Genomic DNA, 25095 nt, shown 5'->3' with positions numbered 1-25095 from the left:
CTGCCCTACGCTCAAGATCATTATGCAAGAGGGTCCGGAGCAGCGATGACACCGAGCTCGGCCAGCTTCGCCTTGCCGCCGTCCGGCGCCGTCAGGACCAGCGGGCCCTGCTCGGTCAGCGCGATGGAGTGCTCCCAGTGCGAGGACCAGGTGCCGTCCGTGGTGATGACCGTCCAGTCGTCCTCGAGGACCTCGGTGCGCGGGGTGCCGAGGGAGACCATCGGCTCGATCGCGAGGCAGAAGCCGGGGACGAGCTTGGGGCCCTTGCCGCGGCGGCGCTCGACGTAGTTCAGGAGGTGCGGGTCCATGTGCATCTCGGTGCCGATGCCGTGGCCGCCGTAGTCCTCGACGATGCCGTACTTGCCGCCGCCCGGCTTCGGCTGGCGGCGGATGTAGGACTCGATGGCGCGGGAGATGTCGACGAGCCGGTTGCCGTTCTTCATCGCGGCGATGCCGGCCCACATCGACTCCTCGGTCACCCGCGAGAGCTCGACCAGCTCCGGAGCGTGGCCGGTCCCGACGAACGCGGTGTACGCGGCGTCGCCGTGCCAGCCGTCGATGATCGCGCCGCAGTCGATGGAGATGATGTCGCCGTCCCTGAGGACGGTCTTGTCGTCCGGGATGCCGTGGACGACGACCTCGTTGACCGAGGTGCAGATGGTCGCGGGGAAACCCCCGTAACCGAGGAAGTTCGACTTGGCCCCGTGCGCGTCGAGCACCTTGCGCGCGACCTCGTCCAGATCCCGGGTGGTGGCACCGGGCACCGCGGCCTCACGCGTCGCCGCGTGGATCGCGGCGACGACCAGCCCCGCCTCACGCATCTTGGCGATCTGCTCGGGGGTCTTGATCTGCACCATGGGGGCCTGCGCTCTCCGTCTTCCGCACTACGGGTTTACCTGGACAACACTACGGCCGCGGCGCCCTGTACGGGCACCGCGGCCGGAGCAGCGTAACGGCTTACTTGTCGCGCCCGAGGGCCTCCATGGCCCGCGCGGTCACCTCGTCGACCTTGCCGAGCGCCGAGATCGTCCGCACCAGGCCCTGGGCCCGGTAGTAGTCGATGATCGGCTCGGTCTGCGTGTGGTAGACCTCGAGACGCTTGCGAACGGTGTCCTCGCTGTCGTCCTCGCGCTGGTACAGCTCGCCGCCGCAGACGTCACAGACGCCTTCCTGCTTCGGCTGCTTGTACGACACGTGGAAGACGTGCGCGGAGTCCTTGCGGCAGATGCGGCGGCCGGCGATGCGCTTGACCACCTCGTCCTCGGGGACCTCGAGGTCCAGGACCGCGTCGAGCTTCACTTCGTCCGCCTTGAGGGCGACGTCGAGCGCCTCGGCCTGCGAGACGTTGCGAGGGAAGCCGTCGAGCAGGAAGCCGTTCACGGCGTCCGGCTGCTCCATGCGGTCCTTGGCCATCCCGATGGTGACCTCGTCAGGGACCAGGTTGCCGGCGTCCATGTACGCCTTTGCCTGCTTGCCCAGCTCCGTGCCCTGGCTGATGTTGGCACGGAAGAGGTCGCCCGTGGAGATGTGCGGAATCGACAGGTTCTTGGCAAGGAACGCGGCCTGCGTTCCCTTGCCCGCACCGGGCGGCCCGACGAGGACGATACGCATCAGCGGAGGAACCCTTCGTAATTGCGCTGCTGAAGCTGGCTCTCGATCTGCTTCACCGTTTCCAGACCGACACCCACGATGATCAGGATGCTGGTCCCGCCGAACGGGAAGTTCTGGCTTGCCCCGAAGCCAACCAACGCCATCGTTGGTACGAGAGCGATCAGACCCAGATACAGCGAACCCGGCCACGTGATCCGGTTGAGTACGTAGCTCAGGTACTCAGCGGTCGGCCGGCCAGCCCGGATGCCCGGGATGAAGCCACCATACTTCTTCATGTTGTCCGCGACTTCCTCGGGGTTGAACGAGATCGCCACGTAGAAGAACGCGAAGAAAACGATCAGGAGGAAGTACGAAACGATGTAATAGGGGTGATTTCCCTTGGTCAGATGGTCGTTGATCCAGGTCTTCCACCCGGAATTGCCTCCCGCGAACTGCGCGACGAGGGCCGGGATGTAGAGCAGCGACGAGGCGAAGATGACAGGGATCACACCCGCCTGATTGACCTTCAGCGGGATGTAGGTGGACGTACCGCCGTAAGACCGGCGACCGATCATGCGCTTCGCATACTGGACAGGGATGCGGCGCTGCGCCTGCTCGACGAACACCACCAGGCCGACCATCACGAGGCCCACCAGGATCACGGCGCCGAACTCGATCCAGCCGCCGGCGAGGTCACCGGTCGTCTTGATGGTCCACAGGGCGCTCGGGAAGGTGGCGGCGATCGAGATGAACATCAGGATCGACATGCCGTTGCCGATGCCGCGGTCGGTGATGAGCTCACCGAGCCACATGACGATGGCGGTACCGGCGGTCATCGTGATGACCATCGTGATCGTCACGAAGATCGACTGGTCCGGGACGATCTGGTTCGCGACGGGGCAGCCCTGGAAGAGGGCGCCGCTGCGAGCGGTCGCGACGAGGCCGGTGCCCTGGAGGATGGCGAGCGCCACGGTCAGGTAACGGGTGTACTGCGTGATCTTCGCCGTACCCGCCTGACCCTCCTTCTTCAGGGCCTCGAGCCGCGGGATCACGACAGTGAGCAGCTGCAGGATGATGCTCGCGGTGATGTACGGCATGATGCCGAGCGCGAAGATCGTGATCTGCAGGAGCGCGCCACCACTGAACATGTTGACGAGACCGAACAGCCCCTGCGTGCCTTTGTTCGCGTCCACGCATGTCTGGACGTTCGAGTAGCTGACCCCCGGGATCGGTACATGCGTACCGAGTCGGTAGACCACGATGATGCCGAGCGTGAAGAGCAGCTTCTTGCGCAGGTCGGGCGTCTTGAACGCCCGGGCGAACGCGGTGAGCACGGTGCCTCCTGCGACCCCCGCGCACGTGCGTCAGAGGTGACGGTCTTGAGGTTCGATGAGTGAAGGAATGCGTAACAGTCAAGCACCGGGTGAAGATCCCTCAGACACATCGTCTTCAGGACACACCGCCCGGCCCGGGGCGTGAGCCCCAGACAGATACAGCACAGTGCAGGCCACCATACCGGCGACCATGCCCCCCTTGGAACGACCAACCGGGGATGCCCCATATGTGGGGCATCCCCGGTTGGGAATCGCTCATGTCATCGAGACGTCTGAAAAGGTCAGACGAGCTCGGTGACGGTACCGCCGGCGGCGGTGATCTTCTCCTTGGCGGAGTTGGAGACGGCGTCAACCGTCACCTGCAGCGCCACGGTGAGCTCACCCTGGCCGAGCACCTTGACGAGGCTGTTCTTGCGAACGGCACCCTTGGCGACGAGACCCTCGACGGTGACCTCGCCACCTTCCGGGTACAGCGCGCTCAGCTTGTCGAGGTTCACGACCTGGAACTCGGTCTTGAACGGGTTCTTGAAGCCCTTGAGCTTCGGGAGACGCATGTGGAGGGGCATCTGGCCACCCTCGAAGCGCTCCGGAACCTGGTAACGGGCCTTCGTGCCCTTGGTACCACGACCGGCCGTCTTACCCTTCGACGCCTCACCGCGACCCACACGGGTCTTCGCGGTCTTGGCGCCCGGGGCGGGACGGAGGTTGTGGATCTTGAGCGGGTTGTTCTCCGCCATGATCAGTCGACCTCCTCGACCGTCACGAGGTGCCGCACGGTGTTAGCCATGCCGCGGAACTCGGGACGATCCTCCTTGACGACCACGTCGTTCAGGCGCTTGAGCCCGAGCGAACGCAGGGTGTCGCGGTGGTTCTGCTTGCTACCGATGTACGACTTCGTCTGCGTGATCTTGAGGCGAGCCATTACGCACCCGCTCCCGCACGTGCACGAAGCAGAGCCGCGGGGGCGACGTCCTCGAGGGGCAGACCACGGCGAGCCGCGATCTCCTCGGGACGCTGCAGGCCCTTGAGGGCCTCCACGGTCGCGTGCACGATGTTGATCGCGTTCGACGAACCGAGCGACTTCGACAGGATGTCGTGAACGCCGGCGCACTCGAGCACGGCGCGCACCGGGCCACCGGCGATAACGCCGGTACCGGGAGCAGCCGGCTTGAGCAGGACGACGCCCGCAGCCTTCTCGCCCGTGATCGGGTGCGGGATGGTGCCCTGGATACGGGGGACCTTGAAGAAGTGCTTCTTGGCCTCCTCAACACCCTTGGCGATGGCGGCCGGCACCTCCTTGGCCTTGCCGTAACCGACGCCTACCGTGCCATCGCCATCGCCCACCACGACGAGCGCAGTGAAGCTGAAGCGACGGCCACCCTTGACAACCTTGGCGACACGGTTGATCGCGACAACGCGCTCAACGTATGCGGTCTTCTCGGCGGCAGCAGCGCCACCGTCGCGACCCTTCCGGTCCCGCCGCTCGCCGCCACCGGCACCGCTTCCGCGGCGCTGGGGTCCAGCCATTGGAATTACCTCTCTTCGTTTTCCGCTAGCTACGGAACCGGATCAGAACTTCAGACCGGCTTCGCGGGCGGCGTCCGCCAGAGCGGCGATGCGCCCGGCGTACTGGTTACCACCACGGTCGAACACGACAGCCTCGACGCCCGCGGCCTTGGCGCGCTCGGCGACCAGGGCGCCGACCTTGACGGCCTGCGCGGACTTGTCGGCCTCGACACCACGGATCGAGGTGTCCAGGGTCGACGCCGACGCGAGGGTGTGACCCTTAACGTCGTCGATGACCTGGGCCACGATGTGGCGGTTCGAACGCGTCACGACCAGGCGCGGGCGCTCGGCCGTACCCGAGATGTGCTTACGGATACGAATGTGACGGCGCTTGATGGCAGCACGCTTGTAAGCGTCGCCCTTAGCAATCTTGACACCGTATGCCATGGCTTACTTACCCGCCTTTCCGACCTTGCGGCGGATGACTTCGCCTTCGTACTTGACGCCCTTGGCCTTGTACGGGTCGGGCTTGCGCAGCTTGCGGATGTTGGCCGCAACCTCGCCGACCTTCTGCTTGTCGATGCCCTCGACCGAGAACTTGGTCGGCGACTCGACCTTGAACGAGATGCCCTCGGGCGCCTCGATCAGGATCGGGTGGCTGTAGCCGAGCGAGAACTCCAGGTTGGAGCCCTTCGCCAGGACGCGGTAACCGACACCGCTGATCTCGAGCTTCTTCACGTAACCCTCGGTCACGCCGGTGATCATGTTGGCCACCAGCGTGCGGGACAGGCCGTGCAGAGCCTTGTTCTGACGCTCATCATTGGGACGGGCGACGTTCAGCACGCCGTCCTCGTCCTTCGTGATGACGATCGGAGCGACGATCGTGTGGTTGAGGGAACCCTTGGGGCCCTTAACCGAGACCGTACGACCGTCGATGGTGACGTCCACGCCGGCGGGAACCGTGATGGGGAGCTTGCCAATACGCGACATTAGCTATTCCTCCGTTCCCGACTACCAGACGTAGGCGAGGACTTCCCCACCTACGCCCTTCTTGCCTGCCTGCTGGCCGGTCAGGAGACCGTGCGACGTGGAGATGATCGCCACGCCGAGGCCGCCGAGGACCTTGGGCAGGTTGGTGGACTTCGCGTAAACCCGGAGACCGGGCTTGGAGATCCGCTTGATGCCCGCGATGGAGCGCTCACGGTTCGGGCCGAACTTGAGCTCGAGGACGAGGTTCTTGCCGACCTCGGCGTCCTCGGTCTTCCAGCCCGTGATGAAGCCCTCCTGCTGGAGGATCTCCGCGATGTGAGACTTGATCTTGCTGTGCGGCATCGCCACGGTGTCGTGGTACGCCGAGTTCGCGTTACGCAGACGAGTCAGCATGTCCGCGATCGGATCAGTCATGGTCATGAATTGGCCTTCGGCCTCTCTCGCCGGGGTTTCCTGTATGCGCCATCCCTCTCCCCACACAGAGGCGGGACGGGTGCGGTGCGGGGACCTACGGCGTAGTAAGTCGGTATGGGCGGCGGGCGCCCAACCCCACAAGCCTACGGCATGTGAAGGAGGGCTCCCGCCGTCCAAATACTTACCGAGAGCGTCCGGTAATTCCCAAGTCCCTAAGGACAGAAGGGGATTACCAGGAGCTCTTGGTCACGCCCGGCAGCTCGCCACGGTGAGCCATCTCACGAAGGCACACGCGGCACAGGCCGAACTTGCGGTACACGGAGTGCGGGCGGCCGCAGCGCTGGCAGCGGGTGTAGCCACGCACACCGAACTTCGGCTTACGAGCAGCCTTGGCAATAAGAGCCTTCTTCGCCATCTCGCTTACGCCTCCTTGAAGGGGAAGCCGAGGTGACGGAGGAGCGCACGGCCCTCATCGTCGTTGGTCGCCGTGGTGACCACGGTGATGTCCATACCCCGGACGCGGTCGATCTTGTCCTGGTCGATCTCGTGGAACATGACCTGCTCCGTGAGACCGAAGGTGTAGTTGCCACGGCCGTCGAACTGCTTGGGAGACAGACCACGGAAGTCGCGGATGCGCGGAAGCGCGAGCGACAGGGTGCGGTCCAGGAACTCCCACATGCGGTCGCCACGGAGCGTGACGTGGGCACCGATCGGCTGACCCTCACGCAGCTTGAACTGCGCGATGGACTTGCGGGCCTTGGTGATGGCCGGCTTCTGACCGGTGATCGTGGTCAGGTCACGGACGGCACCGTCCATGAGCTTGGAGTCACGGGCGGCGTCGCCGACACCCATGTTGACCACAATCTTGACGAGGCCCGGGGTCTGCATGACGTTCTCGTAGGAGAACTCTTCCTGCAGCTTGCCCGCGATCTCCTCGCGGTACTTCGTCTTGAGACGCGGAGTCGTGGTGGTAGCCATCAGATGTCCTCACCCGTCCGCTTGGCAACGCGAACCTTGTTGCCCTCGTCGTCGAAGCGGTAACCGACACGCGTGACGACCTTGTTGCCGTCCTTCTCCACGACGAGCTGAACGTTGCTCACGTGGACAGGGGCCTCGGTCGTGACGATGCCACCGGCCTGCGAACCGCTGGCGGTGGGGCCGGCCTTGGTGTGCTTCTTGACCCGGTTGACACCCTCGACCAGGACGCGGTCCTCGCGGGGGAAGGCCGCGATGACCTTGCCCTGCTTGCCCTTGTCCTTACCGGTGATGACCTGTACCAGGTCGCCCTTCTTGATCTTCATGCTTACAGCACCTCCGGCGCGAGCGAGATGATCTTCATGAACTTCTTCTCGCGCAGCTCACGGCCCACCGGGCCGAAGATACGGGTGCCGCGAGGGTCGCCGTCGTTCTTCAGAATGACGGCGGCGTTCTCGTCGAAGCGGATGTACGAGCCGTCCGGACGGCGGCGCTCCTTGACGGTGCGAACGATGACCGCCTTGACGACGTCACCCTTCTTCACGTTACCGCCGGGGATCGCGTCCTTGACGGTGGCGACGATGACGTCACCGATGCCCGCGTAGCGGCGACCCGAGCCACCGAGAACACGGATGGTGAGAATTTCCTTCGCACCCGTGTTGTCGGCGACGCGCAGTCGCGACTCCTGCTGGATCACGTCTATCTCCTGATTGTCTGCCGGTTCCCCCGGGGCAGTTCAGCGAACTGCCCCGGGAGCCTGGCGGAACGAACTCTGAGGGATACCCCTCAGAGAATTACTTGGCCTTCTCGAGGATCTCGACGATGCGCCAGCGCTTGGTCGCCGACAGCGGACGCGTCTCCATGATGAGGACGCGGTCGCCGACGCCGGCAGCGTTCTGCTCGTCGTGCGCCTTGAGCTTGTTCGTACGGCGGATGACCTTGCCGTACAGCGCGTGCTTGACGCGGTCCTCGACAGCGACGACGACGGTCTTGTCCATCTTGTCGCTGACGACCAGACCCTCACGGGTCTTGCGGAAGCCGCGGGCGGCAGTCTCTTCAGTCACGTTGCTCTCGCTCATCAGGCGTTCTCCACCGTCTCGATGCCCAGCTCGCGCTCACGCATGAGGGTGTAGATCCGCGCGATGTCCTTGCGGACGGCCTTCAGCCGACCGTGGTTCTCGAGCTGACCGGTCGCCGCCTGGAAACGGAGGTTGAACAGCTCTTCCTTGGCCTCGCGGAGCTTGTTGAGAAGCTCCTCGTTGCCCAGTTCGCGCAGCTCGGACGCCTTGGTACCGGCCGACATCACGACTCACCTGCCTCGCGCCGAACAATCCGGCACTTCATCGGAAGCTTGTGAGCAGCGCGGGTAAGCGCCTCACGCGCAATCTTCTCGTTCGGGTAGGACAGCTCGAACATCACCCGACCCGGGTGAACGTTCGCGACCCACCACTCGGGGGAACCCTTACCGGAACCCATGCGGGTCTCGGCGGGCTTCTTCGTAAGCGGGCGGTCCGGGTAGATGTTGATCCAGACCTTGCCGCCACGCTTGATGTGGCGGGTCATCGCGATACGAGCCGCCTCGATCTGGCGGTTGGTCACGTACGCCGGCGTGAGGGCCTGAATGCCGTACTCGCCGAACGCAACCGTCGTACCACCCTTGGCCTGACCGCGGCGCTTGGGGTGGTGCTGCTTGCGGTGCTTGACCCTACGGGGGATCAGCATTTCGGTCAGGCCTCCGTTCCGGTGCTCTCAGCCGGAGCGGCAGCGGCGGGCGCGTCAGCCTTGGGGGCCTCGGCGGCCGGAGCCGACTGCTGCTGCGGCTTGCGGCCGCGGCCGCCACGCTCGCCACCACGGCCACCGCCGCGGGCCGGACGGTCGTTGCCGCCACCACGGGCCGGGCGGTTACCCGCACGGGCCGCAGCGTTCTCGGCGCGGACCTCGGCGATGTTCTTGACGTCGCCCTTGTAGATCCAGACCTTCACACCGATGCGGCCGAAGGTCGTCTTGGCCTCGAAGAAGCCGTAGTCGACGTTCGCGCGGAGCGTGTGCAGGGGCACACGGCCCTCGCGGTAGAACTCCGAGCGGGACATCTCGGCGCCGCCGAGACGGCCACCACACTGGATCTTGATGCCCTTGGCGCCGGCCTTCATCGCCGTCTGCATGCTCTTACGCATGGCGCGACGGAAGGAGACACGGGAGGACAGCTGCTCGGCAACGGCCTGAGCAACCAGCTGAGCGTCGGTCTCGGGGTTCTTGACCTCGAGGATGTTCAGCTGGACCTGCTTGCCCGTGAGCTTCTCGAGGTCACCGCGGATGCGGTCGGCCTCGGCGCCACGGCGGCCGATGACGATGCCCGGACGAGCGGTGTGGATGTCCACACGCACGCGGTCACGGGTGCGCTCGATCTCAACCTTCGAGATACCGGCGCGCTCCATGCCGGAGGTCATCATGCGACGGATGGCTACGTCTTCCTTGACGTAGTCCTTGTACAGCTTGTCGGCGTACCAACGGGACTTGAAGTCCGTGGTGATACCGAGCCGGAACCCGTGCGGGTTTACCTTCTGGCCCATTACCGGGTTCCTTCCTTGCTGCTGACGACCACGGTGATGTGGCTGGTCCGCTTACGGATCCGGTAGGCACGGCCCTGAGCACGCGGACGGAACCGCTTCAGGGTCGGGCCCTCATCCACGTACGCCTCGCTGATGACCAGCGAAGAGGCGTCGGTGTGGTCGTAGTTGTGTGCAGCGTTGGCGATGGCGCTGTCCAGCACCTTGCCAACCGGCACGCTCGCGGCCTGCGGGGCGAAACGCAGGACCGCCTGAGCCTCCGTGGCATCCATGCCACGGATGAGGTCCACCACGCGGCGGGCCTTCATGGGCGTGACGCGGATGTACCGCGCCTGGGCCCTGGCTTCCATGGTTGTCCCTTCAGTGTTCGTCATAGTCGATTCCACCCCGCCTTAGCGGCGCTTCGACTTCCGGTCGTCCTTGACGTGACCCCGGAAGGTGCGCGTCGGCGAGAACTCGCCGAGCTTGTGGCCGACCATCGACTCGGTGACGAACACCGGGATGTGGGTCTTGCCGTTGTGCACCGCGATCGTGTGACCCAGCATGGCCGGGATGATCATCGAGCGACGGGACCAGGTCTTGATGACGTTCTTGGTACCGGCTTCGTTCTGAGCGTCCACCTTCTTTACGAGGTGGCCGTCAACGAAGGGTCCCTTCTTGAGACTGCGCGGCATCTAAACCCGCTCCTAGCGCTTCTTGTTCGTCTTGCGGCGGCGGACGATGTACTTGTTCGAAGCCTTCTTCGGCGAACGAGTACGACCCTCCTTCTGACCCCACGGGGAGACCGGGTGGCGACCACCGGAGGTCTTGCCCTCACCACCACCGTGCGGGTGGTCAACCGGGTTCATCGCCACACCGCGGACGGTCGGACGAACGCCGAGCCAGCGCTTGCGGCCGGCCTTGCCCCAGTTGATGTTCGACTGCTCGGCGTTGCCGACCTCGCCGATGGTGGCGCGGCAGCGAACGTCGACCAGGCGGATCTCGCCGGACGGCATGCGCAGGTGGGCCATCTGGCCCTCCTTCGCCAGCAGCTGCACGGAGGCACCTGCGGAGCGGGCGAACTTGGCACCGCCACCGGGACGGAGCTCGATCGCGTGGATCGTGGTACCGACCGGGATGTTGCGGAGCGCCAGGTTGTTGCCCGGCTTGATGTCGGCCCCAGGACCGTTCTCGATGCGGTCACCCTGCGACAGGCCACGCGGAGCGACGATGTAACGCTTCTCGCCGTCGGCGTAGTGCAGCAGCGCGATGCGCGCGGTGCGGTTGGGGTCGTACTCGATGTGCGCGACCTTCGCCGGCACGCCGTCCTTGTCGTGACGACGGAAGTCGATCACTCGGTAGGCGCGCTTGTGTCCGCCACCCTGGTGGCGAACGGTCACACGACCGGCGTTGTTACGGCCGCCCTTGCTGTGCAGCGGGCGGACCAGCGACTTCTCCGGCGTGGACCGCGTGACCTCGACGAAGTCGGCGACGGAGGAGCCACGGCGGCCCGGCGTCGTCGGCTTGTACTTGCGGATACCCATTTCTCAGTCCTCGTCCGATATTCGGACCAGGGCGCTCCGTTAGGAGGCCTGGCCGAAGATGTCGATACGGTCGCCCTCAGCGAGGGTCACGATCGCGCGCTTGCTGTCGGCACGCTTGCCGAAGCCCGTGCGGGTCCGCTTGCGCTTGCCCTGGCGGTTGATCGTGTTGACTCCGGTGACCTTGACCGAGAAGACCGCCTGGACGGCCTGCTTGATCTGGGTCTTGTTGGCACGCGGGTCGACGATGAAGGTGTACTTGCCCTCGTCGAGGAGCGCGTAGCTCTTCTCGGAGACGACCGGCTTGAGGAGGACGTCACGGGGGTCCGTGAAGCTCTTGCTCAGCGGCGTCTCAACGGTGTTCTTGCCCTCGGCCTCGTGGCGCTTCGCCTTGGCGATGCGCGCGGCCTTGGCGGCCTTGGCCGCCTTGGGGGCAATGCTCGGGTGACGCGTAGCCATCAGGCTTCGCTCCCTTCGGTGTCAGTGGCCTTCGGGCCGGACACGAAGGACTCGAAGGCGGCCTGAGTGAAGACCACGTCGTCCGAGACGAGAACGTCGTACGTGTTCAGCTGGCCCGGCTCCAGGATGTGGACCTGGGGCAGGTTGCGCGCCGAGAGCAGCGCGGCCTCGTCGGCACGGTCGATGACCAGGAGCAGGTTCTTGCGCTCACTGATCTTGCCGAGCAGCGACTTCGCGGCCTTCGTGGAGACTCCGCCCTCGACCACGCCGGTGACGACGTGGATGCGAGCGTTGCGGGCCCGGTCGGTGAGGGCGTGGCGCAGGGCCGCGGCCTTCATCTTCTTCGGGGTCCGCTGCGAGTAGTCACGCGGCTGCGGGCCGTGGACGACGCCACCGCCGGCGAACTGCGGCGCACGGGTCGAACCCTGGCGCGCGCGGCCGGTGCCCTTCTGGCGGTAAGGCTTGCGCCCACCACCGCGGACCTCGCCGCGACGCTTGGTCTTGTGCGTGCCCTGACGGGCAGCAGCCAGCTGGGCGACGACGACCTGGTGGAGAAGCGGGATGCTGATCTTCTCTACGTCGAAGATCTCCGCGGGGAGCTCGACCGTCCCGGCCTTGTCGCCTGCCGGCGAAAGGATGTCAATGGTGCTCATCGGTTCCTCAAACCCCCTTGGCCGCAGTACGGACCAGGACGAGGCCACCGTTCGGACCCGGGACTGCGCCCTTGATGAGGAGCAGACCCTTCTCCGCGTCAACGGCGTGAACGGTCAGGTTCTGGGTGGTGACCCGCTCGTTGCCCATGCGACCCGCCATGCGCATGCCCTTGAAGACACGGCCGGGAGTGGCACAGCCACCGATGGAACCGGGCATGCGGTGCACACGGTGGGCACCGTGGGACGCCTTGCCACCCTTGAAGTTGTGGCGCTTCATGACACCGGCGAAGCCCTTGCCCTTGCTCTTCGCGGTGACGTCAACCTTGACGCCGGCCTCGAAGACCTCGGCAGTGATCTCCTGGCCCAGCGTGTACTCGCTGGCGCCGGAGGTACGGAGCTCCACCAGGTGGCGGCGCGGGGTTACATCGGCCTTGGCGAAGTGGCCCTTGAGGGGCTTGTTCACCTTGCGCGGGTCGATCTCGCCGAAGGCGATCTGGACCGACTCGTAGCCGTCGATGTCGTTCGTACGGACCTGGGTCACGACGTTCGGACCGGCCTTGACCACGGTGACCGGGACGACACGGTTGCTGTCGTCCCAGACCTGGGTCATGCCGAGCTTCTCGCCCAGGATGCCCTTGATCTGCTTAGCCATCTCTTCCGCGCCTCTCAGAGCTTGATCTCGATGTCAACGCCGGCCGGAAGGTCCAGGCGCATCAGCGAGTCAACGGTCTTGGGCGTCGGGTCGAGGATGTCGATCAGGCGCTTGTGCGTGCGCATCTCGAAGTGCTCGCGCGAGTCCTTGTACTTGTGCGGCGACTTGATGACGCAGTACACGTTCTTCTCAGTGGGCAGCGGCACCGGGCCTGCGACCGACGCACCAGTGCGGGTCACCGTCTCGACGATCTTCTTCGCCGAGGAGTCGATGACCTCGTGGTCGTAGGCCTTGAGCCGGATGCGGATCTTCTGTCCCGCCATGGCTACTCAGTAGTCCTGTCTCTCGAAACGCTCTGGAACCTGGGGGGTCCTATTCCGCCCTCCTCCGACCCACGCGGTCGGGCGTGTCGCAGTCTCACTGACGGAAATATCCATACGGATTTCCCTGCGAGGGACTGCGGCCCAAGAACCGCGAAGCCGGGGGAAGAAACCCACCGGGCGCCTGGCCGAGCCACCTCGCCACACTTCCCGGAAGATTCCCGTACGTCCGCCCTAGCGCTGCCTGCAGATCTTTCGACCTTCTGGCAGATGGGGCGACGAGTACTGTGGGACTCGCTTCCGGTCCTCCCGGCGGGAGGCGTGCAGCATCGGCACTCAACCGAGCAACCCCGACAGTCTGCCACAGAGCGGCTGCGCCTGGCCAATCGAGCGCTAGAGAGTACCCGCGGAGTGACGGAGGTCAAACCGGGGGTGCCGCGCGTCGGCGATCCCAGGTGCGCCAGGGGTCACATAGAGGCGTGTGGCGCAGGTCATAGCGCCAGGGGTCATCTCTTCCGCCCGCCGAACCGATACCCGGGCCGGAGCCACTGGGGCCCGCCTCAGCCGAGGTGCCACAGGGCGTACGTCACGAGCAGCATCACCAGCCCGGCGAGTGCCATGAGTGCGCCCAGGAATCGCAGGTACCCCGGGGTCCCGAAGACGGTCGGGGACCCGTCGAGCCCCAAGCCGCCGCGACGAGTTTCGCGCGCCCACACGCTTGAAATGGTCCCGATTGCCTCTGAATTCGACATCGGGCAATCAATCCGTGTTCACGTCGCGAAGTCGGAAGAGCACCGCTCTTCTCGGCTGTCGTCGACCAGTTGGGCGGCGGGGTCCCTTGCGTCAGTTTTCCGGGTCTCAGTCGTCGAGTTTTCCGAGGGCGGCTGCCACGCGCCTCTGCAGTTCTCCGTCGGTCATGTACTCTGCGTCACGGATGGCCGGGTCGATGGTGTAGTCGTCCAGCGCGTAGAAGACCTCATCGAGGACCGAGCTCAGCGCGTCCCCCACTCGCTCCCCCACGGCCATCGCTCCACGCCGCTCCCCGAGCCACCCGCGGGCGAACGTCGGCCCGTCGACCGCGTCTTCCTGAAGCTGTCGCATCAGGGCCAGTTGCCGACCCGTGTGGCTCTCAGAGGGCACGTCACGCGGAGCCTTCCAGGACCTGTTGAGCGGAGGGTAGTCAGCAGAAACGGCCGCGATGTGCGGCGCCTGCGCCTGCACTCTCCGCGCGTACCTTCGGAACTCCGCCTTCGCCTTGTCCGGCCCATCAGCCAGGGCGCCCCTCATGAACTCTTCCGTACCCGCCAGTAGCGCGTAGCCCGACCTCGACGACAGCGCTCCTCGAAGGTTGTCAGCCGTCAGCAGCAGTCCAGAGCTGCCCTCCAGCCGGAGGCTCGCCGCGACCAACACATCGGTGCTGAGAGAAGCCTCGATGACCGCAGAGATGCCGTCGATGCCCTCGGTGCGGGCGACCCGGCCGCGCTCGTCGTACTCGTACGAGAACCAGGTCCCGTTGCGGTCGACCCATTTGGTCATGCGGCCGTCGGAGTCGTACGTGAAACTCAGGGGAAGGTCACTGGAGTTGATGACTTCGGCGAGATTGCCCGCGTCGTCGTAGCCGTAGCGCATGACGACCGTGCCGCCCTCGCGGGAGGCGTCGGCGGCGTACGCGTCGGGGGCCCGGTCGAGCAGGCGCAGGGCCGTGATGCGCGGGCCGTCCGTGTCCACGGCGACGTAGTACCCGCCCGAGTGGCGCAGGCCGACGGGGACGCCGTCGCCGTCGCGCTCCACGTCGATGCGCATACCGTTTCGGTCGTTCCACCCGTCCACGGGCAGGTGGAACACGCCGAACGAGTCGGACGGGAAGGGCGTGGTGAAGGAGCGGGTGACTCCCGTGTCCGGGTCGGTGATCGTCATGACGCCGTCCGGCTTGCCGTCCCACTCCAGCGGCCAGCGCGCTCCCTTGACGGGGAGGGCGGGCACACCCGGCTCCGGGACCGGATAGACCGGGCGCATGCCGTCTGCCGCGGCGAACACGACGCCTTCGCCATCGATCTGCACGCACTCGTCGAGCGTCGATATCCAGGTCGGACCGAAGCAGACTCCCCCGCGATAGGAGGAGAGATGGGTGCGCGTGAAGAGGAGGGGGAGCGACGCGGGCAGCGACAGGTCCGTCTGCGTCATCAGCATCGCGCCGGTCGCCACGTCGATCGGCTCGCCGACGCACGGGGTGCGCTCCGCGTTGCGGGCGGCCGGGCCCAGTTCCACCAGGTCGGGACGGAGCGACGGCGGGCGCGGCATGAGCGGCGCGGTGTCGGAGAACGCGCCTTCGACGCCCGCCTTCAGGACACCGCTGCCCGCACCGAGCGCACCCCCGTAGAGCATGCCGTCCGTGGCGGCCTTGTTGACCTCGTCGAGGCTGAAGCCCTTCTGCAGACCGGTGATCATCTTCAGCGGCTGGGCGATCGCGGCGTCCACGGTCACCGACTCGACTCCGCCGAACGCGGCAGCGACCAGGGTGCCCGCGGCGATCTCTGCCACCGTCGTCGACACCGCTACGCCCATGGTCGCGCCCAGTTCGATGATGACGTCCGCCGCAGCGACGGCGGCCCCGGACGCGAGGCCCGCGGTGAGGAAGGCGAGGGTGACGCCACCCGCGATCACGGCAGCGTCGATGATGATCTGGGTGCGAAGCTTGTTGATCGCGTCGTCGATGGCGTCCGCGAACTTCTCCAGCGCCTTCGCCATCCCCCTCGCCGAACCGGCCAAGTCGCTCAGCCAGCCGGCGTCCTGGCCCTTCGCGTACCGGCCCCAGAACTTCTCGAACGCCTCGATCGACTCACCCTTGTTGTGATGGATGAGGGAGGACGCGCTCTTGTGCACGGGCGCGCGTACGTCGTCGACTGCGTCGGCGAAGGTGCGCCAGGCCGTGGCCGCCGAGCGCAGGGAGCCGGAGTCGGCGTCCGGCCACCACAGACCCAGGTGGAGGAGGATCTTCTTCGCCTCGTCCTCGAGGCTCATCGGTGACCCTCGCCGTCGTCGCCGGCCTTCGAAGGCTTCACCTTGGTGAACATCCCGGCGATGAGATCGTCGTTGTCCACGTGGCCGTCGGACAGGTCGACCAGCGCCTCGTGGATGCTGGTCAGGCCGAGGACGAGGATCCCGCGGAGCTCTCGATCTTCTTCTGCTGGGGCGAGTAGACGTCCCCGAACTCCTTGCCCTGCTTGTCGTCACCCCAGGGCTTGCCCAGATTGTCCAGGGTGGTGACGAGGGTCGTCAGTGCCTTGCTCAGGTTCTTCGCCTGCTCGTGGAACACCGGCGCCGAGGCCTTGATGTCCGCGGTCTTGATGTGCAGGACCATGCCGTCGTCGTGGCCGTCACTCATGCGCCGATGTCCCCCGTCGTTCGCGCATGCGATTCACGACCCTAGGGGAGTCGGTTCAAGGGAGGGTCAATCCATCGCCATGACGCGGCAATGGACTTGCCCTGCTGAAGGCCCGGTTCATCCGCCACACGTTCCATCTGACCGTCCACGCTCCACCCGCGCCCACCTCCGCCGTACCTCTGCCCCGCCCCACGCACCGACGACCCCTACCCGCACGCCCCTCCGGACAGCCCGGACTGCACTGAACAAGCCCCGGACAGCCACCGCACGTACCGGCGTTGTCGCTGTTCACGCCATGCACGCCCGGCCACGCTCAGTGACGTGAAACAGGAATCTGCCCAACTCGCCTCCCTCGCAGGCCACTTCCGAGCCCTTCTGTCCCCCACGCCGCGCCGCGCCCGCCTCGCGCGCCTCCTGGCCATCGAGTGGCTGCGCGGCAAGGACCTCCCGTACGGGATCACGGACGCGGCCGAGCACCTCGTGGCCTAGCTCGCAGCGAACGCCGCCACTCACGCCCGCCGGGCGCGTGGCGGCGGGAAACCAAGAGTTGCCCAAGAGCCCCAAAACGTGTGAACAGAACATGTCCGTGCATGGAACCTGGCACCACGGGCGAGCCTCTTCTCGGTTGAAGGACCGAGAAGCAGCGCACGTTCCGACCGCTGCGTACGGCGGACGGAGGACGGCGCGTTGCGATACGAACCTGCTCAGACCGGAGATAGAGGCGGCGATCGAAACCGACCGCCTCACACCACCGACCGTGACGACGCTCGAAGCCGACCACCTCACACCACCGACCGTCACGACGCTCGAAGCCGACCTTCTCAGACCGGAGACATAGGCGACGGCCGAAAGCAACCGCCTCACACCACCGACCGTGACGACGCTCGAATAGGCAGCGCCAAACGCCCGCCCGCGCGGCGAGCCGTTCTCCTCGGCTCGGCGGCCACCGTCGTCGCCGCCACCGCCCTCGCCGTCGCGGGGCGCATGGACCCGATCCCGCCTCCGCCCCGCACCACCGCCCCCTCCCCCGCCTCCGGCCGCCCCGCCGCCGAGGGGGATCACGCCCTGCTGCTCCAGGTCCTCGCGCACCCCGATGACGACCTGTACTTCATGAACCCGGACACCGCGCAGGCCCTCGCCGCCGGAGTGCCGCTGGTCTGCGTGTACGTCACCGCGGGTGAGGCCGACGGCGTCAACAAGATCCCCGGCCGACCGTATCCCCCGGCCGACAGGTCCGCGTACGCCTCCGCCCGTCACCAGGGGCTCCGCCAGTCCTACGCGACCCAGCTCGGCCTGCCCGTCTTCAGCCGCTGGCGCACCGAGGTCACCACGCTCGCGGGCGGGCACCAGGCCGAGGTGAACACCCTGGAGCGCCGGGGCCGCCGCGTCGAACTGGTCTTCCTCGACCTCGCGATGCACACCCCGGCGGGCCACATGGGAACCCCGGCGCTGTGGCGGGAGCGCGGGCTGCCGCTGCGTACGGTCGTCGTCGACGGGTCGCCGCTGCGCCGGGCACAGATGTACGACTACGACAGCCTGGTCGACGTACTCGTGGCCCTCTTCGAGCGCTACCGGCCCACCCTCGTGCACACGCTCGACCCGGACCCCGACATCCAGGACAGCGATCTGCGTACGCGGATACGTGACAGCGAACAGCCCGGTTTCTCCGACCACGCCGACCACACGGCCGTGGCCGCCTTCACCTGGGCCGCGCTGATCCGCTGGTCACAGACCGCGGCGGGCGGGCCGCCCCCGTTCGCGGCCACCGCGTTCCGCGGCTACTACAACCACCACTGGCCCGAGAATCTCCCCGAGGCCGTGCTGCACGCCAAGGCCGCGGACCTGATGCCGTACGGCGCGGCCCCCGACTGGCAGTGCGGCAACCCCTCCGGCTGCGGCGACTACAACGTCGGCGGGGACCGCCCCCTCACCAACCGCAAGGGCTGGGTCCGCTCGACGCACTACCGCTACCCGGGCCCGCGGATCGCCCTGACCCAGGAACCGGACGGCAAGCTGTCCGGCTACGGCGTGCTCGGCATGCGTGCCGTCCGGTGGCGCGAGACCACGCAAGGAGTCTTCGGCCGGCCGACGGACCTCGGCGGCGGCCCGCTCGCACCGGCCCTGGGTTCCGCCACGCTCCGCGACGGACGGCAGCTGCTCCTCGGCCTCCGGCTCGCGGCTCTGGAGGGGCGCGGCGGCTCCGACCTGCGCGAGATCGTGCTCCTCGAACAGCGCGCCGCCGGCGGGGAGTTCGGCGCCTGGACCGGGCTCGGCAACCCGGAGACCGACCCCGTGCGCGGCCGCCGCATCGGCGTCCCCGTCGCCGTCACCGCCCGCGACGGCCAGGTCCATCTCTTCGTCAGGGACGCCGGGCAGGGGATCAGTACGCGGGTGCGCGGGCTCGACGGGCGCTGGTCGCCGTGGCGCTCCCTCGGCGGCGGGCCCGTGCAGGACGGCCTGACCGCGGTCGTCGGCGAGGACGGCGGCGTCCATGTGTACGCGCCGGGCCGCGACACGGTGCACCACTGGACGCCGGAGGGGCCCGCGCCGCTCACCGGGCTGCCGGTCCCCGCCGACGCGGTCGCCGCCACGGGCGGGCGGCTCTACTACCGGGCGCCGGCCTCGTCCGCGCTGACGGCGACGGCCGGGCCGCCGGTCGACTTCCCGGGCTATGGCCCGGTGACCGCCGACGGGCCGTACCTCCTGGGCCGGGACACCGCCGGCACGCTCCAGCTCCTGCACCACGGCCGGATCCAGCGGGCCGCGCGTGACCTGGTCACCCTCGACGGCCCCGCCCTGCGCGCCACCCCGAGCGGCCCCGTGGCCGCGGGCCTCTCCCCCACCGCCCGGCCATGGCTGTGGCGCCCGGACAGCGCCACCGGCACCGGCACCGCCCGCAAGATCTGAGCCCCCCGAAAGGACCCGAAAAGGGGACCCGAAAGGAGACCTGGAAGGCGACCCGGAAGAGAAGCAGCGCGCATGCGAAAGGGCCCGTACGACCGAAGTCGTACGGGCCCTTCTGGTGCTCGCTGGAGCTACCAGGTCAAACCGTCAAGGAAATTACTTGACGATCTTGGTGACCTGGCCGGCGCCCACGGTCCGGCCACCCTCACGGATGGCGAACTTCAGGCCCTCTTCCATGGCGACGGGCTGGATGAGTTCGACCTTCATCTCAGTGTTGTCGCCCGGCATGACCATCTCGGTGCCCTCGGGGAGGGTCACGACGCCGGTCACGTCCGTGGTGCGGAAGTAGAACTGCGGGCGGTAGTTGTTGAAGAAGGGGGTGTGACGGCCACCCTCGTCCTTCGACAGGATGTAGGCCTGGGCCTCGAACTCGGTGTGCGGCGTGACCGAACCGGGCTTGATGATGACCTGGCCGCGCTCGACGTCCTCGCGCTTGATGCCACGGAGGAGCAGACCGACGTTCTCACCGGCCTGGCCCTCGTCGAGCAGCTTGCGGAACATCTCGATGCCGGTGACCGTGGTGGTGGTCTTCTCCTGCTTGATGCCCACGATGTCAACGGTCTCGTTGACCTTGAGGACACCACGCTCGATACGGCCGGTGACGACCGTACCGCGACCGGTGATCGTGAAGACGTCCTCGATCGGCATGAGGAACGGCTTGTCGACGTCACGCTCGGGCTGCGGGATGGACTCGTCGACGGCGGCCATGAGGTTCAGGATCGACTGACCCCACTCCTTGTCGCCCTCGAGCGCCTTGAGCGCCGAGACCTTGACGACCGGCAGGTCGTCGCCCGGGAACTCGTACTCGGAGAGGAGCTCACGGACCTCGAGCTCGACGAGCTCCAGGATCTCCTCGTCGTCCACCATGTCGGCCTTGTTCAGGGCGACGACGATGTACGGAACGCCGACCTGGCGGGCCAGGAGCACGTGCTCCTTGGTCTGCGGCATCGGGCCGTCGGTGGCGGCGACCACGAGGATGGCGCCGTCCATCTGCGCGGCACCCGTGATCATGTTCTTGATGTAGTCCGCGTGACCGGGGCAGTCGACGTGCGCGTAGTGACGCGTCTCCGTCTGGTACTCGACGTGCGCGATCGAGATCGTGATACCGCGCTGGCGCTCCTCAGGAGCCTTGTCGATCTGGTCGAAGGCCGAGGCCTCGTTCAGGTCCGGGTACGCGTCGTGCAGCACCTTGGTAATGGCGGCCGTGAGGGTCGTCTTACCGTGGTCAATGTGACCGATGGTGCCGATGTTGACGTGCGGCTTAGTCCGCTCGAACTTCGCCTTCGCCACTGGGTCCTCCTGTGGAGTGGTTCTGTACGCCTTGCTTCATCGGCGCCAGGTGATCTTTGCTGGGAAACCCGCCGCCGGGGTCCGGGATTCACGAACCCCAGCGGTCGGTGTCAAGCCTAAAGCGTGAACTCGGGTGAGTTACTCGCCCTTGGCCTTCGCGATGATCTCCTCGGCGACGTTCCGCGGAACCTCGGCGTAGGAGTCGAACTGCATCGAGTAGCTTGCGCGACCCGACGTCTTGCTGCGGAGGTCGCCGACGTAGCCGAACATCTCCGAGAGGGGCACGAGGCCCTTCACGACACGGGCGCCGCTGCGCTCCTCCATGGCCTGGATCTGGCCACGGCGGGAGTTGATGTCGCCGATGACGTCACCCATGTAGTCCTCGGGCGTGGTGACCTCGACGGCCATCATCGGCTCGAGCAGCACGGGCTTGGCCTTGCGCGCGGCCTCCTTGAACGCCTGCGAACCGGCGATCTTGAAGGCGAGCTCGGAGGAGTCGACCTCGTGGTAGCCACCGTCGAGAAGGATGACGCGGACGCCAGTCATCTCGTAGCCGGCCAGGATGCCGAACTGCATGGCCTCCTGCGCGCCCGCGTCCACCGACGGGATGTACTCCCGGGGGATGCGGCCACCGGTGACCTTGTTCACGAACTCGTACGTGGCGTCGCCGCTGTCGATCGGCTCGATCGCGATCTGCACCTTGGCGAACTGACCGGTACCACCGGTCTGCTTCTTGTGGGTGTAGTCGTGACGCTCGACGGCCTGACGGATCGTCTCGCGGTAAGCGACCTGCGGCTTGCCGACGTTCGCCTCGACGCGGAACTCGCGCTTCATGCGGTCGACGAGCACCTCGAGGTGAAGCTCGCCCATACCACCGATGATGGTCTGGCCGGTCTCCTCGTCCGAGTGAACCTGGAAGGAGGGGTCCTCCTCCGAGAGACGCTGGATGGCGACACCCAGCTTCTCCTGGTCACCCTTGGACTTCGGCTCGATGGCGACCTGGATGACCGGCGCCGGGAAGTCCATGGACTCCAGGATCACCGGCTGCTTGTCGTCACAGAGCGTCTCACCCGTGGTGGTCTGCTTCAGACCCATGACGGCGACGATGTCACCGGCGCCCACCGACTCGATCTCCTCACGCTTGTTCGCGTGCATACGGTAGATCTTGCCGATGCGCTCCTTCTTGCCCTTGACGGAGTTCAGCACGGCGGTGCCGGACTCCAGGCGGCCCGAGTAAACCCGGACGAAGGTGAGCTTGCCGAGGTGCGGGTCGCTCATGATCTTGAACGCCAGCGCCGAGAGGGGCTCCTCGTCGGACGGCTTGCGCTTGACGACCGTCTCCGCGTCCTTGACGTCGTGGCCCTCGATGGCCTCGACGTCCAGGGGAGAGGGCAGGTAGCGCACGACGGCGTCGAGCAGGGGCTGAACGCCCTTGTTCTTGAACGCGGTGCCGCAGAACACGGGGGTGACGGTGGTGTCGCCGCCCTTGCCGGAGGCGATGGTGATGCGACGGATCGCCGCGTACAGCTGCTCCACGGAAGGCTCTTCGCCCTCGAGGAACAGCTCCATCATCTCTTCGTCGTTCTCCGCGACGGCCTCGAGCAGCTTGCCGCGGTACTCCTCGGCAGCCTCGGTGTGCGTGGCCGGGATGTCGACGATGTCGTACGCCTCGCCCTTGGCCGCCTCGGCGGACCAGACGAACGCCTTCATCGTGACGAGGTCGACGACACCCTGGAAGTCCATCTCAGCGCCGATGGGCAGCTGCATGACCAGAGGGGTCGCACCGAGGCGGTTGACGATCATGTCGACGCAGCGGTGGAACTCGGCACCCGTACGGTCGAGCTTGTTGACGAAGCAGATGCGCGGCACGCCGTAGCGGTCCGCCTGACGCCAGACAGTCTCGGACTGGGGCTCGACACCGGCAACGCCGTCGAACACCGTCACGGCACCGTCGAGGACGCGGAGCGAACGCTCCACCTCGACGGTGAAGTCCACGTGGCCCGGGGTGTCGATGATGTTGATGGTGTGGTCGACATCGTTCAGCGGCCAGTGACAGGTGGTGGCAGCAGAGGTGATCGTGATGCCACGCTCCTGCTCCTGCTCCATCCAGTCCATCGTGGCGGCGCCGTCGTGGACCTCACCGATCTTGTACGACACACCCGTGTAGAACAGGATCCGCTCGGTGGTCGTCGTCTTGCCCGCGTCGATGTGAGCCATGATGCCGATGTTGCGCACCTTGGCCAGGTCAAGTGAAGTGGTAGCCATATCGGCTCAGTCTTCTCTCGGTCTCGATGTGGGTAGCGACTACCAGCGGTAGTGCGCGAAGGCCTTGTTGGACTCGGCCATCTTGTGGGTGTCCTCACGCTTCTTGACGGCAGCGCCAAGACCGTTCGAGGCGTCGAGCAGCTCGTTCATGAGGCGCTCGGTCATGGTCTTCTCGCGGCGGGCGCGGGAGTAACCCACGAGCCAGCGCAGCGCGAGCGTGTTGGCGCGACCGGGCTTGACCTCGATCGGCACCTGGTAGGTGGCGCCACCGACACGGCGGGACTTGACCTCGAGGGTCGGCTTGATGTTCTCCAGCGCGCGCTTCAGCGTGATGACCGGGTCGTTGCCCGACTTCTCACGCAGACCCTCCATGGCGCCGTACACGATGCGCTCGGCGGTGGAGCGCTTGCCGTTGAGCAGCACCTTGTTGATGAGGGAGGTCACCAGAGGAGAACCGTAGACCGGGTCGATGATGACCGGGCGCTTCGGGGCGGGGCCCTTACGAGGCATTCTTACTTCTCCTTCTTGGCGCCGTAGCGGCTGCGGGCCTGCTTGCGGTTCTTGACACCCTGGGTGTCGAGCGAACCGCGGATGATCTTGTAACGAACACCAGGCAGGTCCTTCACACGGCCGCCACGCACGAGCACGATGGAGTGCTCCTGCAGGTTGTGTCCCTCACCCGGGATGTAGGCCGTGACCTCGATGCCGCTGGTCAGACGCACACGCGCGACCTTACGGAGGGCCGAGTTCGGCTTCTTCGGGGTGGTCGTGAACACACGCGTGCAGACGCCGCGACGCTGGGGCGAACCCTCGAGTGCGGGCGTCTTGTTCTTCTCGACCTTGTCCTGCCGGCCCTTCCGGACCAGCTGCTGGATCGTAGGCACTACTTCTCCGGTTTCTGTGTGCCGAGTAGTAAAGCTAACCTGGAACATTTCCCGACCCACGCGGTCGGGTGTGTCGAATACTGTGAACTCCCGCCGCCAAGCGGGAAGGGCGCAGATTACGGTGGCCCGTCACGGACTCCCGTAGCGGCTGACGACACGCACAGGAGCCCAGGCACACCCCAGGCACAAGGTCTGAGCGTACCTACCTCATCGGGTTCGGTCAAAACAAATGCAGTCCACCGCGACACGCCGGACTTCTCGCACCCCCGAACCATCCATTCGTGGCCCGATCCTGGCCAATCCATGTTCATGCACCACTCACTTGAGTAGCTTGATCGCCCGCTGCAACGATCGGGGGGCCCATGGCGGGGGCGCTTTCACCGGGTGACGGGGGTCTCGACGACCGCGTCCCCTTCCTGGCACGACTGGAGAGCGCGGACCGCTCGGCCCTGCTCGCCCTCGGCCGCGAACTGAGCCTCACGCCCCGCGTCGAGCTCCTGCACCAGCACGAGCCGTCGTCGCACGTCCTGTTCATCGTGCACGGCTGGACCAAGGTGACCGCGTCGGCCGCCAATGGTCACGAGGCCCTGCTCGCCCTGCGCGGTCCGGGCGACATCATTGGGGAGTCCGCCGCGCTGACGGGCCGGCCCCGCTCGGCGACCGTGACCCGCGCTGGCTCCCGTGCGGGCGGTCGCCGTGGAGCACGAGCGGTTCACCGACTTCCTCGGCCGCTCCCCCGCCGTCTCCTTCGTCCTGCTCGGACTCACCGCCGACCGCACCCGGGCCGCCGACCGGCGCCGCCTGGAGTTCGCCTCCATGAGCGTGCGGGAGCGATTCGCCGTCCTGCTCCTCGATCTGGCCCGCACCCATGGGCGGCGTACCGACGAGGGCATCGAGCTCGACGTGCCGCTGAGCAAGCAGGAGCTCGCCGGGTCCGTGGGCGCTTCCCGGGAGATGGTGCAGCGGCTGCTCAAGGAACTGCGGGAGCGCGACGCGGTGGCCACCGGGCGGCGGGCCCTGCTGATCACGCGCCCGGACATCCTGCGCCGAATAGCGCGGGCCGAGCGCCCCTGACGCTGTCACGGACAGCGATCCCAGGACCCCCGAGAGCAACTCTGTGCACCCACGGCCGCGTACGCCTCCGGGAGATCCCGCGCGGGGATCTCGACGCGCCGGCCGCGGTCTTCGTCGAGGGCCCGGCCTTCGCGTCCGCCCTGGCGCGGCTGCGCGAGGAGCGCGTCCTGGTCCTGGCGGGCGCCCACGCCGGCGGCCGGTACGCCGCCGCGTGCATGCTGCTGCACCGCCTCGGTGTCCCGGCCGTGCACGC

General features: G+C 66.8%; 34 protein-coding genes and 1 pseudogene. 3 read left to right on the top strand and 32 right to left on the bottom strand.

The window, feature by feature from the left end; genetic code table 11:
• Positions 1-20: 20 nt before the first annotated feature.
• The 27 genes from map to ACZ67T_RS23245 all read right to left on the bottom strand — a co-directional run bounded on the left by map (position 21) and on the right by ACZ67T_RS23245 (position 16365).
• Positions 21-857 carry a type I methionyl aminopeptidase gene (gene map / locus ACZ67T_RS23375; RefSeq protein WP_469986541.1) on the bottom strand — a complete coding sequence of 279 codons (837 nt, stop codon included), beginning with the start codon at positions 855-857 and terminating at the stop codon, positions 21-23.
• A 100-nt stretch (positions 858-957) separates the two neighbouring features.
• The gene (locus ACZ67T_RS23370; protein WP_469986539.1) at positions 958-1611 is read right to left on the bottom strand and encodes an adenylate kinase; all 654 of its coding nucleotides are present in this window, start codon (positions 1609-1611) and stop codon (positions 958-960) included.
• A complete protein-coding gene (gene secY, locus ACZ67T_RS23365; protein WP_469986538.1) occupies positions 1611-2924 on the bottom strand; it encodes a preprotein translocase subunit SecY in 1314 nt (437 codons plus the stop codon). The genes ACZ67T_RS23370 and secY overlap by 1 nt, the downstream gene beginning before the upstream one ends.
• A gap of 281 nt (positions 2925-3205) precedes the next feature.
• Positions 3206-3661, bottom strand: a complete 456-nt coding sequence (rplO, locus tag ACZ67T_RS23360) for a 50S ribosomal protein L15 (protein ID WP_100594874.1) — start codon at positions 3659-3661, stop codon at positions 3206-3208.
• Between the two features lie 2 nt (positions 3662-3663).
• Positions 3664-3846: a 50S ribosomal protein L30 gene (gene rpmD / locus ACZ67T_RS23355; protein ID WP_041985698.1), complete on the bottom strand. Its 183-nt coding sequence runs from the start codon at positions 3844-3846 to the stop codon at positions 3664-3666.
• Positions 3846-4451 carry a 30S ribosomal protein S5 gene (rpsE, locus tag ACZ67T_RS23350; protein WP_116511048.1) on the bottom strand — a complete coding sequence of 202 codons (606 nt, stop codon included), beginning with the start codon at positions 4449-4451 and terminating at the stop codon, positions 3846-3848. Before rpsE ends, rpmD begins: the two co-directional genes overlap by 1 nt.
• 42 nt (positions 4452-4493) lie before the next feature.
• A complete protein-coding gene (gene rplR / locus ACZ67T_RS23345) occupies positions 4494-4877 on the bottom strand; it encodes a 50S ribosomal protein L18 (protein WP_127832078.1) in 384 nt (127 codons plus the stop codon).
• Positions 4878-4880: 3 nt separating this feature from the next.
• Positions 4881-5420 carry a 50S ribosomal protein L6 gene (gene rplF / locus ACZ67T_RS23340; RefSeq protein WP_469986537.1) on the bottom strand — a complete coding sequence of 180 codons (540 nt, stop codon included), beginning with the start codon at positions 5418-5420 and terminating at the stop codon, positions 4881-4883.
• A 21-nt stretch (positions 5421-5441) separates the two neighbouring features.
• A complete protein-coding gene (gene rpsH, locus ACZ67T_RS23335; protein WP_030221010.1) occupies positions 5442-5840 on the bottom strand; it encodes a 30S ribosomal protein S8 in 399 nt (132 codons plus the stop codon).
• A 223-nt stretch (positions 5841-6063) separates the two neighbouring features.
• Positions 6064-6249: a type Z 30S ribosomal protein S14 gene (locus ACZ67T_RS23330; RefSeq protein ID WP_003948630.1), complete on the bottom strand. Its 186-nt coding sequence runs from the start codon at positions 6247-6249 to the stop codon at positions 6064-6066.
• A 5-nt stretch (positions 6250-6254) separates the two neighbouring features.
• Positions 6255-6812 carry a 50S ribosomal protein L5 gene (rplE, locus tag ACZ67T_RS23325; RefSeq protein WP_116511056.1) on the bottom strand — a complete coding sequence of 186 codons (558 nt, stop codon included), beginning with the start codon at positions 6810-6812 and terminating at the stop codon, positions 6255-6257.
• On the bottom strand, positions 6812-7135 hold the full coding sequence (rplX, locus tag ACZ67T_RS23320) for a 50S ribosomal protein L24 (RefSeq protein WP_100594879.1): 324 nt from the start codon (positions 7133-7135) through the stop codon (positions 6812-6814). The genes rplE and rplX overlap by 1 nt, the downstream gene beginning before the upstream one ends.
• A gap of 2 nt (positions 7136-7137) precedes the next feature.
• Complete coding sequence (gene rplN, locus ACZ67T_RS23315) at positions 7138-7506, bottom strand: 50S ribosomal protein L14 (protein ID WP_003974257.1); 369 nt, start codon at positions 7504-7506, stop codon at positions 7138-7140.
• Between the two features lie 97 nt (positions 7507-7603).
• On the bottom strand, positions 7604-7888 hold the full coding sequence (gene rpsQ, locus ACZ67T_RS23310) for a 30S ribosomal protein S17 (RefSeq protein ID WP_100594880.1): 285 nt from the start codon (positions 7886-7888) through the stop codon (positions 7604-7606).
• The gene (rpmC, locus tag ACZ67T_RS23305) at positions 7888-8112 is read right to left on the bottom strand and encodes a 50S ribosomal protein L29 (protein ID WP_059079052.1); all 225 of its coding nucleotides are present in this window, start codon (positions 8110-8112) and stop codon (positions 7888-7890) included. Before rpmC ends, rpsQ begins: the two co-directional genes overlap by 1 nt.
• Complete coding sequence (gene rplP / locus ACZ67T_RS23300) at positions 8112-8531, bottom strand: 50S ribosomal protein L16 (RefSeq protein WP_030782563.1); 420 nt, start codon at positions 8529-8531, stop codon at positions 8112-8114. Before rplP ends, rpmC begins: the two co-directional genes overlap by 1 nt.
• Before the next feature lie 5 nt (positions 8532-8536).
• Positions 8537-9379, bottom strand: a complete 843-nt coding sequence (rpsC, locus tag ACZ67T_RS23295; protein ID WP_116511058.1) for a 30S ribosomal protein S3 — start codon at positions 9377-9379, stop codon at positions 8537-8539.
• Positions 9379-9726, bottom strand: a complete 348-nt coding sequence (gene rplV, locus ACZ67T_RS23290) for a 50S ribosomal protein L22 (RefSeq protein WP_004571827.1) — start codon at positions 9724-9726, stop codon at positions 9379-9381. The genes rpsC and rplV overlap by 1 nt, the downstream gene beginning before the upstream one ends.
• Positions 9727-9768: 42 nt before the next feature.
• A complete protein-coding gene (gene rpsS, locus ACZ67T_RS23285; protein ID WP_015035577.1) occupies positions 9769-10050 on the bottom strand; it encodes a 30S ribosomal protein S19 in 282 nt (93 codons plus the stop codon).
• A gap of 12 nt (positions 10051-10062) precedes the next feature.
• Complete coding sequence (gene rplB / locus ACZ67T_RS23280; RefSeq protein WP_266561187.1) at positions 10063-10899, bottom strand: 50S ribosomal protein L2; 837 nt, start codon at positions 10897-10899, stop codon at positions 10063-10065.
• Between the two features lie 39 nt (positions 10900-10938).
• Positions 10939-11355 (bottom strand): 50S ribosomal protein L23, encoded by a 417-nt coding sequence (gene rplW, locus ACZ67T_RS23275; RefSeq protein WP_405479014.1) that lies wholly within the window; start codon positions 11353-11355, stop codon positions 10939-10941.
• Complete coding sequence (gene rplD / locus ACZ67T_RS23270; RefSeq protein ID WP_116511064.1) at positions 11355-12008, bottom strand: 50S ribosomal protein L4; 654 nt, start codon at positions 12006-12008, stop codon at positions 11355-11357. The genes rplW and rplD overlap by 1 nt, the downstream gene beginning before the upstream one ends.
• Before the next feature lie 7 nt (positions 12009-12015).
• On the bottom strand, positions 12016-12660 hold the full coding sequence (gene rplC / locus ACZ67T_RS23265; RefSeq protein WP_356279210.1) for a 50S ribosomal protein L3: 645 nt from the start codon (positions 12658-12660) through the stop codon (positions 12016-12018).
• Between the two features lie 14 nt (positions 12661-12674).
• Entirely contained in the window at positions 12675-12983 is a 309-nt protein-coding gene (gene rpsJ, locus ACZ67T_RS23260; RefSeq protein ID WP_003948644.1) for a 30S ribosomal protein S10, read from the bottom strand.
• Positions 12984-13540: 557 nt separating this feature from the next.
• A complete protein-coding gene (locus ACZ67T_RS23255) occupies positions 13541-13696 on the bottom strand; it encodes a hypothetical protein (protein WP_469986535.1) in 156 nt (51 codons plus the stop codon).
• Between the two features lie 142 nt (positions 13697-13838).
• The gene (locus ACZ67T_RS23250) at positions 13839-16001 is read right to left on the bottom strand and encodes a DUF6531 domain-containing protein (RefSeq protein ID WP_469986534.1); all 2163 of its coding nucleotides are present in this window, start codon (positions 15999-16001) and stop codon (positions 13839-13841) included.
• Between the two features lie 121 nt (positions 16002-16122).
• The gene (locus ACZ67T_RS23245) at positions 16123-16365 is read right to left on the bottom strand and encodes a hypothetical protein (protein WP_469986533.1); all 243 of its coding nucleotides are present in this window, start codon (positions 16363-16365) and stop codon (positions 16123-16125) included.
• A gap of 321 nt (positions 16366-16686) precedes the next feature.
• Between ACZ67T_RS23245 and ACZ67T_RS23240 the strand changes: the two genes are divergently transcribed.
• The gene (locus tag ACZ67T_RS23240) at positions 16687-16854 is read left to right on the top strand and encodes a hypothetical protein (protein ID WP_469986532.1); all 168 of its coding nucleotides are present in this window, start codon (positions 16687-16689) and stop codon (positions 16852-16854) included.
• 495 nt (positions 16855-17349) lie between these two features.
• Complete coding sequence (locus ACZ67T_RS23235; protein WP_469986530.1) at positions 17350-19272, top strand: PIG-L family deacetylase; 1923 nt, start codon at positions 17350-17352, stop codon at positions 19270-19272.
• A gap of 153 nt (positions 19273-19425) precedes the next feature.
• Here the strand turns inward: ACZ67T_RS23235 and tuf are convergent, their stop codons facing one another.
• The 4 genes from tuf to rpsL all read right to left on the bottom strand — a co-directional run bounded on the left by tuf (position 19426) and on the right by rpsL (position 23768).
• Positions 19426-20619 (bottom strand): elongation factor Tu, encoded by a 1194-nt coding sequence (gene tuf, locus ACZ67T_RS23230; RefSeq protein ID WP_116511070.1) that lies wholly within the window; start codon positions 20617-20619, stop codon positions 19426-19428.
• A 138-nt stretch (positions 20620-20757) separates the two neighbouring features.
• A complete protein-coding gene (gene fusA / locus ACZ67T_RS23225) occupies positions 20758-22884 on the bottom strand; it encodes an elongation factor G (protein WP_469986528.1) in 2127 nt (708 codons plus the stop codon).
• Positions 22885-22923: 39 nt separating this feature from the next.
• The gene (rpsG, locus tag ACZ67T_RS23220) at positions 22924-23394 is read right to left on the bottom strand and encodes a 30S ribosomal protein S7 (RefSeq protein ID WP_116511074.1); all 471 of its coding nucleotides are present in this window, start codon (positions 23392-23394) and stop codon (positions 22924-22926) included.
• Positions 23395-23396: 2 nt separating this feature from the next.
• Entirely contained in the window at positions 23397-23768 is a 372-nt protein-coding gene (gene rpsL, locus ACZ67T_RS23215) for a 30S ribosomal protein S12 (protein ID WP_003948652.1), read from the bottom strand.
• Positions 23769-24130: 362 nt separating this feature from the next.
• Between rpsL and ACZ67T_RS23210 the strand changes: the two are divergent.
• Positions 24131-24842 (top strand): annotated as a pseudogene (locus ACZ67T_RS23210) (Crp/Fnr family transcriptional regulator).
• A 5-nt stretch (positions 24843-24847) separates the two neighbouring features.
• On the opposite strand, the gene ACZ67T_RS23205 reads toward ACZ67T_RS23210, so the two are convergent.
• Positions 24848-25069, bottom strand: coding sequence for a hypothetical protein (locus ACZ67T_RS23205; protein WP_469986527.1), 222 nt, complete (start codon positions 25067-25069; stop codon positions 24848-24850).
• Positions 25070-25095: the final 26 nt, after the last annotated feature.

It is taken from the genome of Streptomyces sp. NPDC107517 (genome assembly GCF_055582645.1).
Note: the sequence above shows the minus strand (reverse complement) of the source record. Positions and strands in the feature narration are given on the sequence as shown.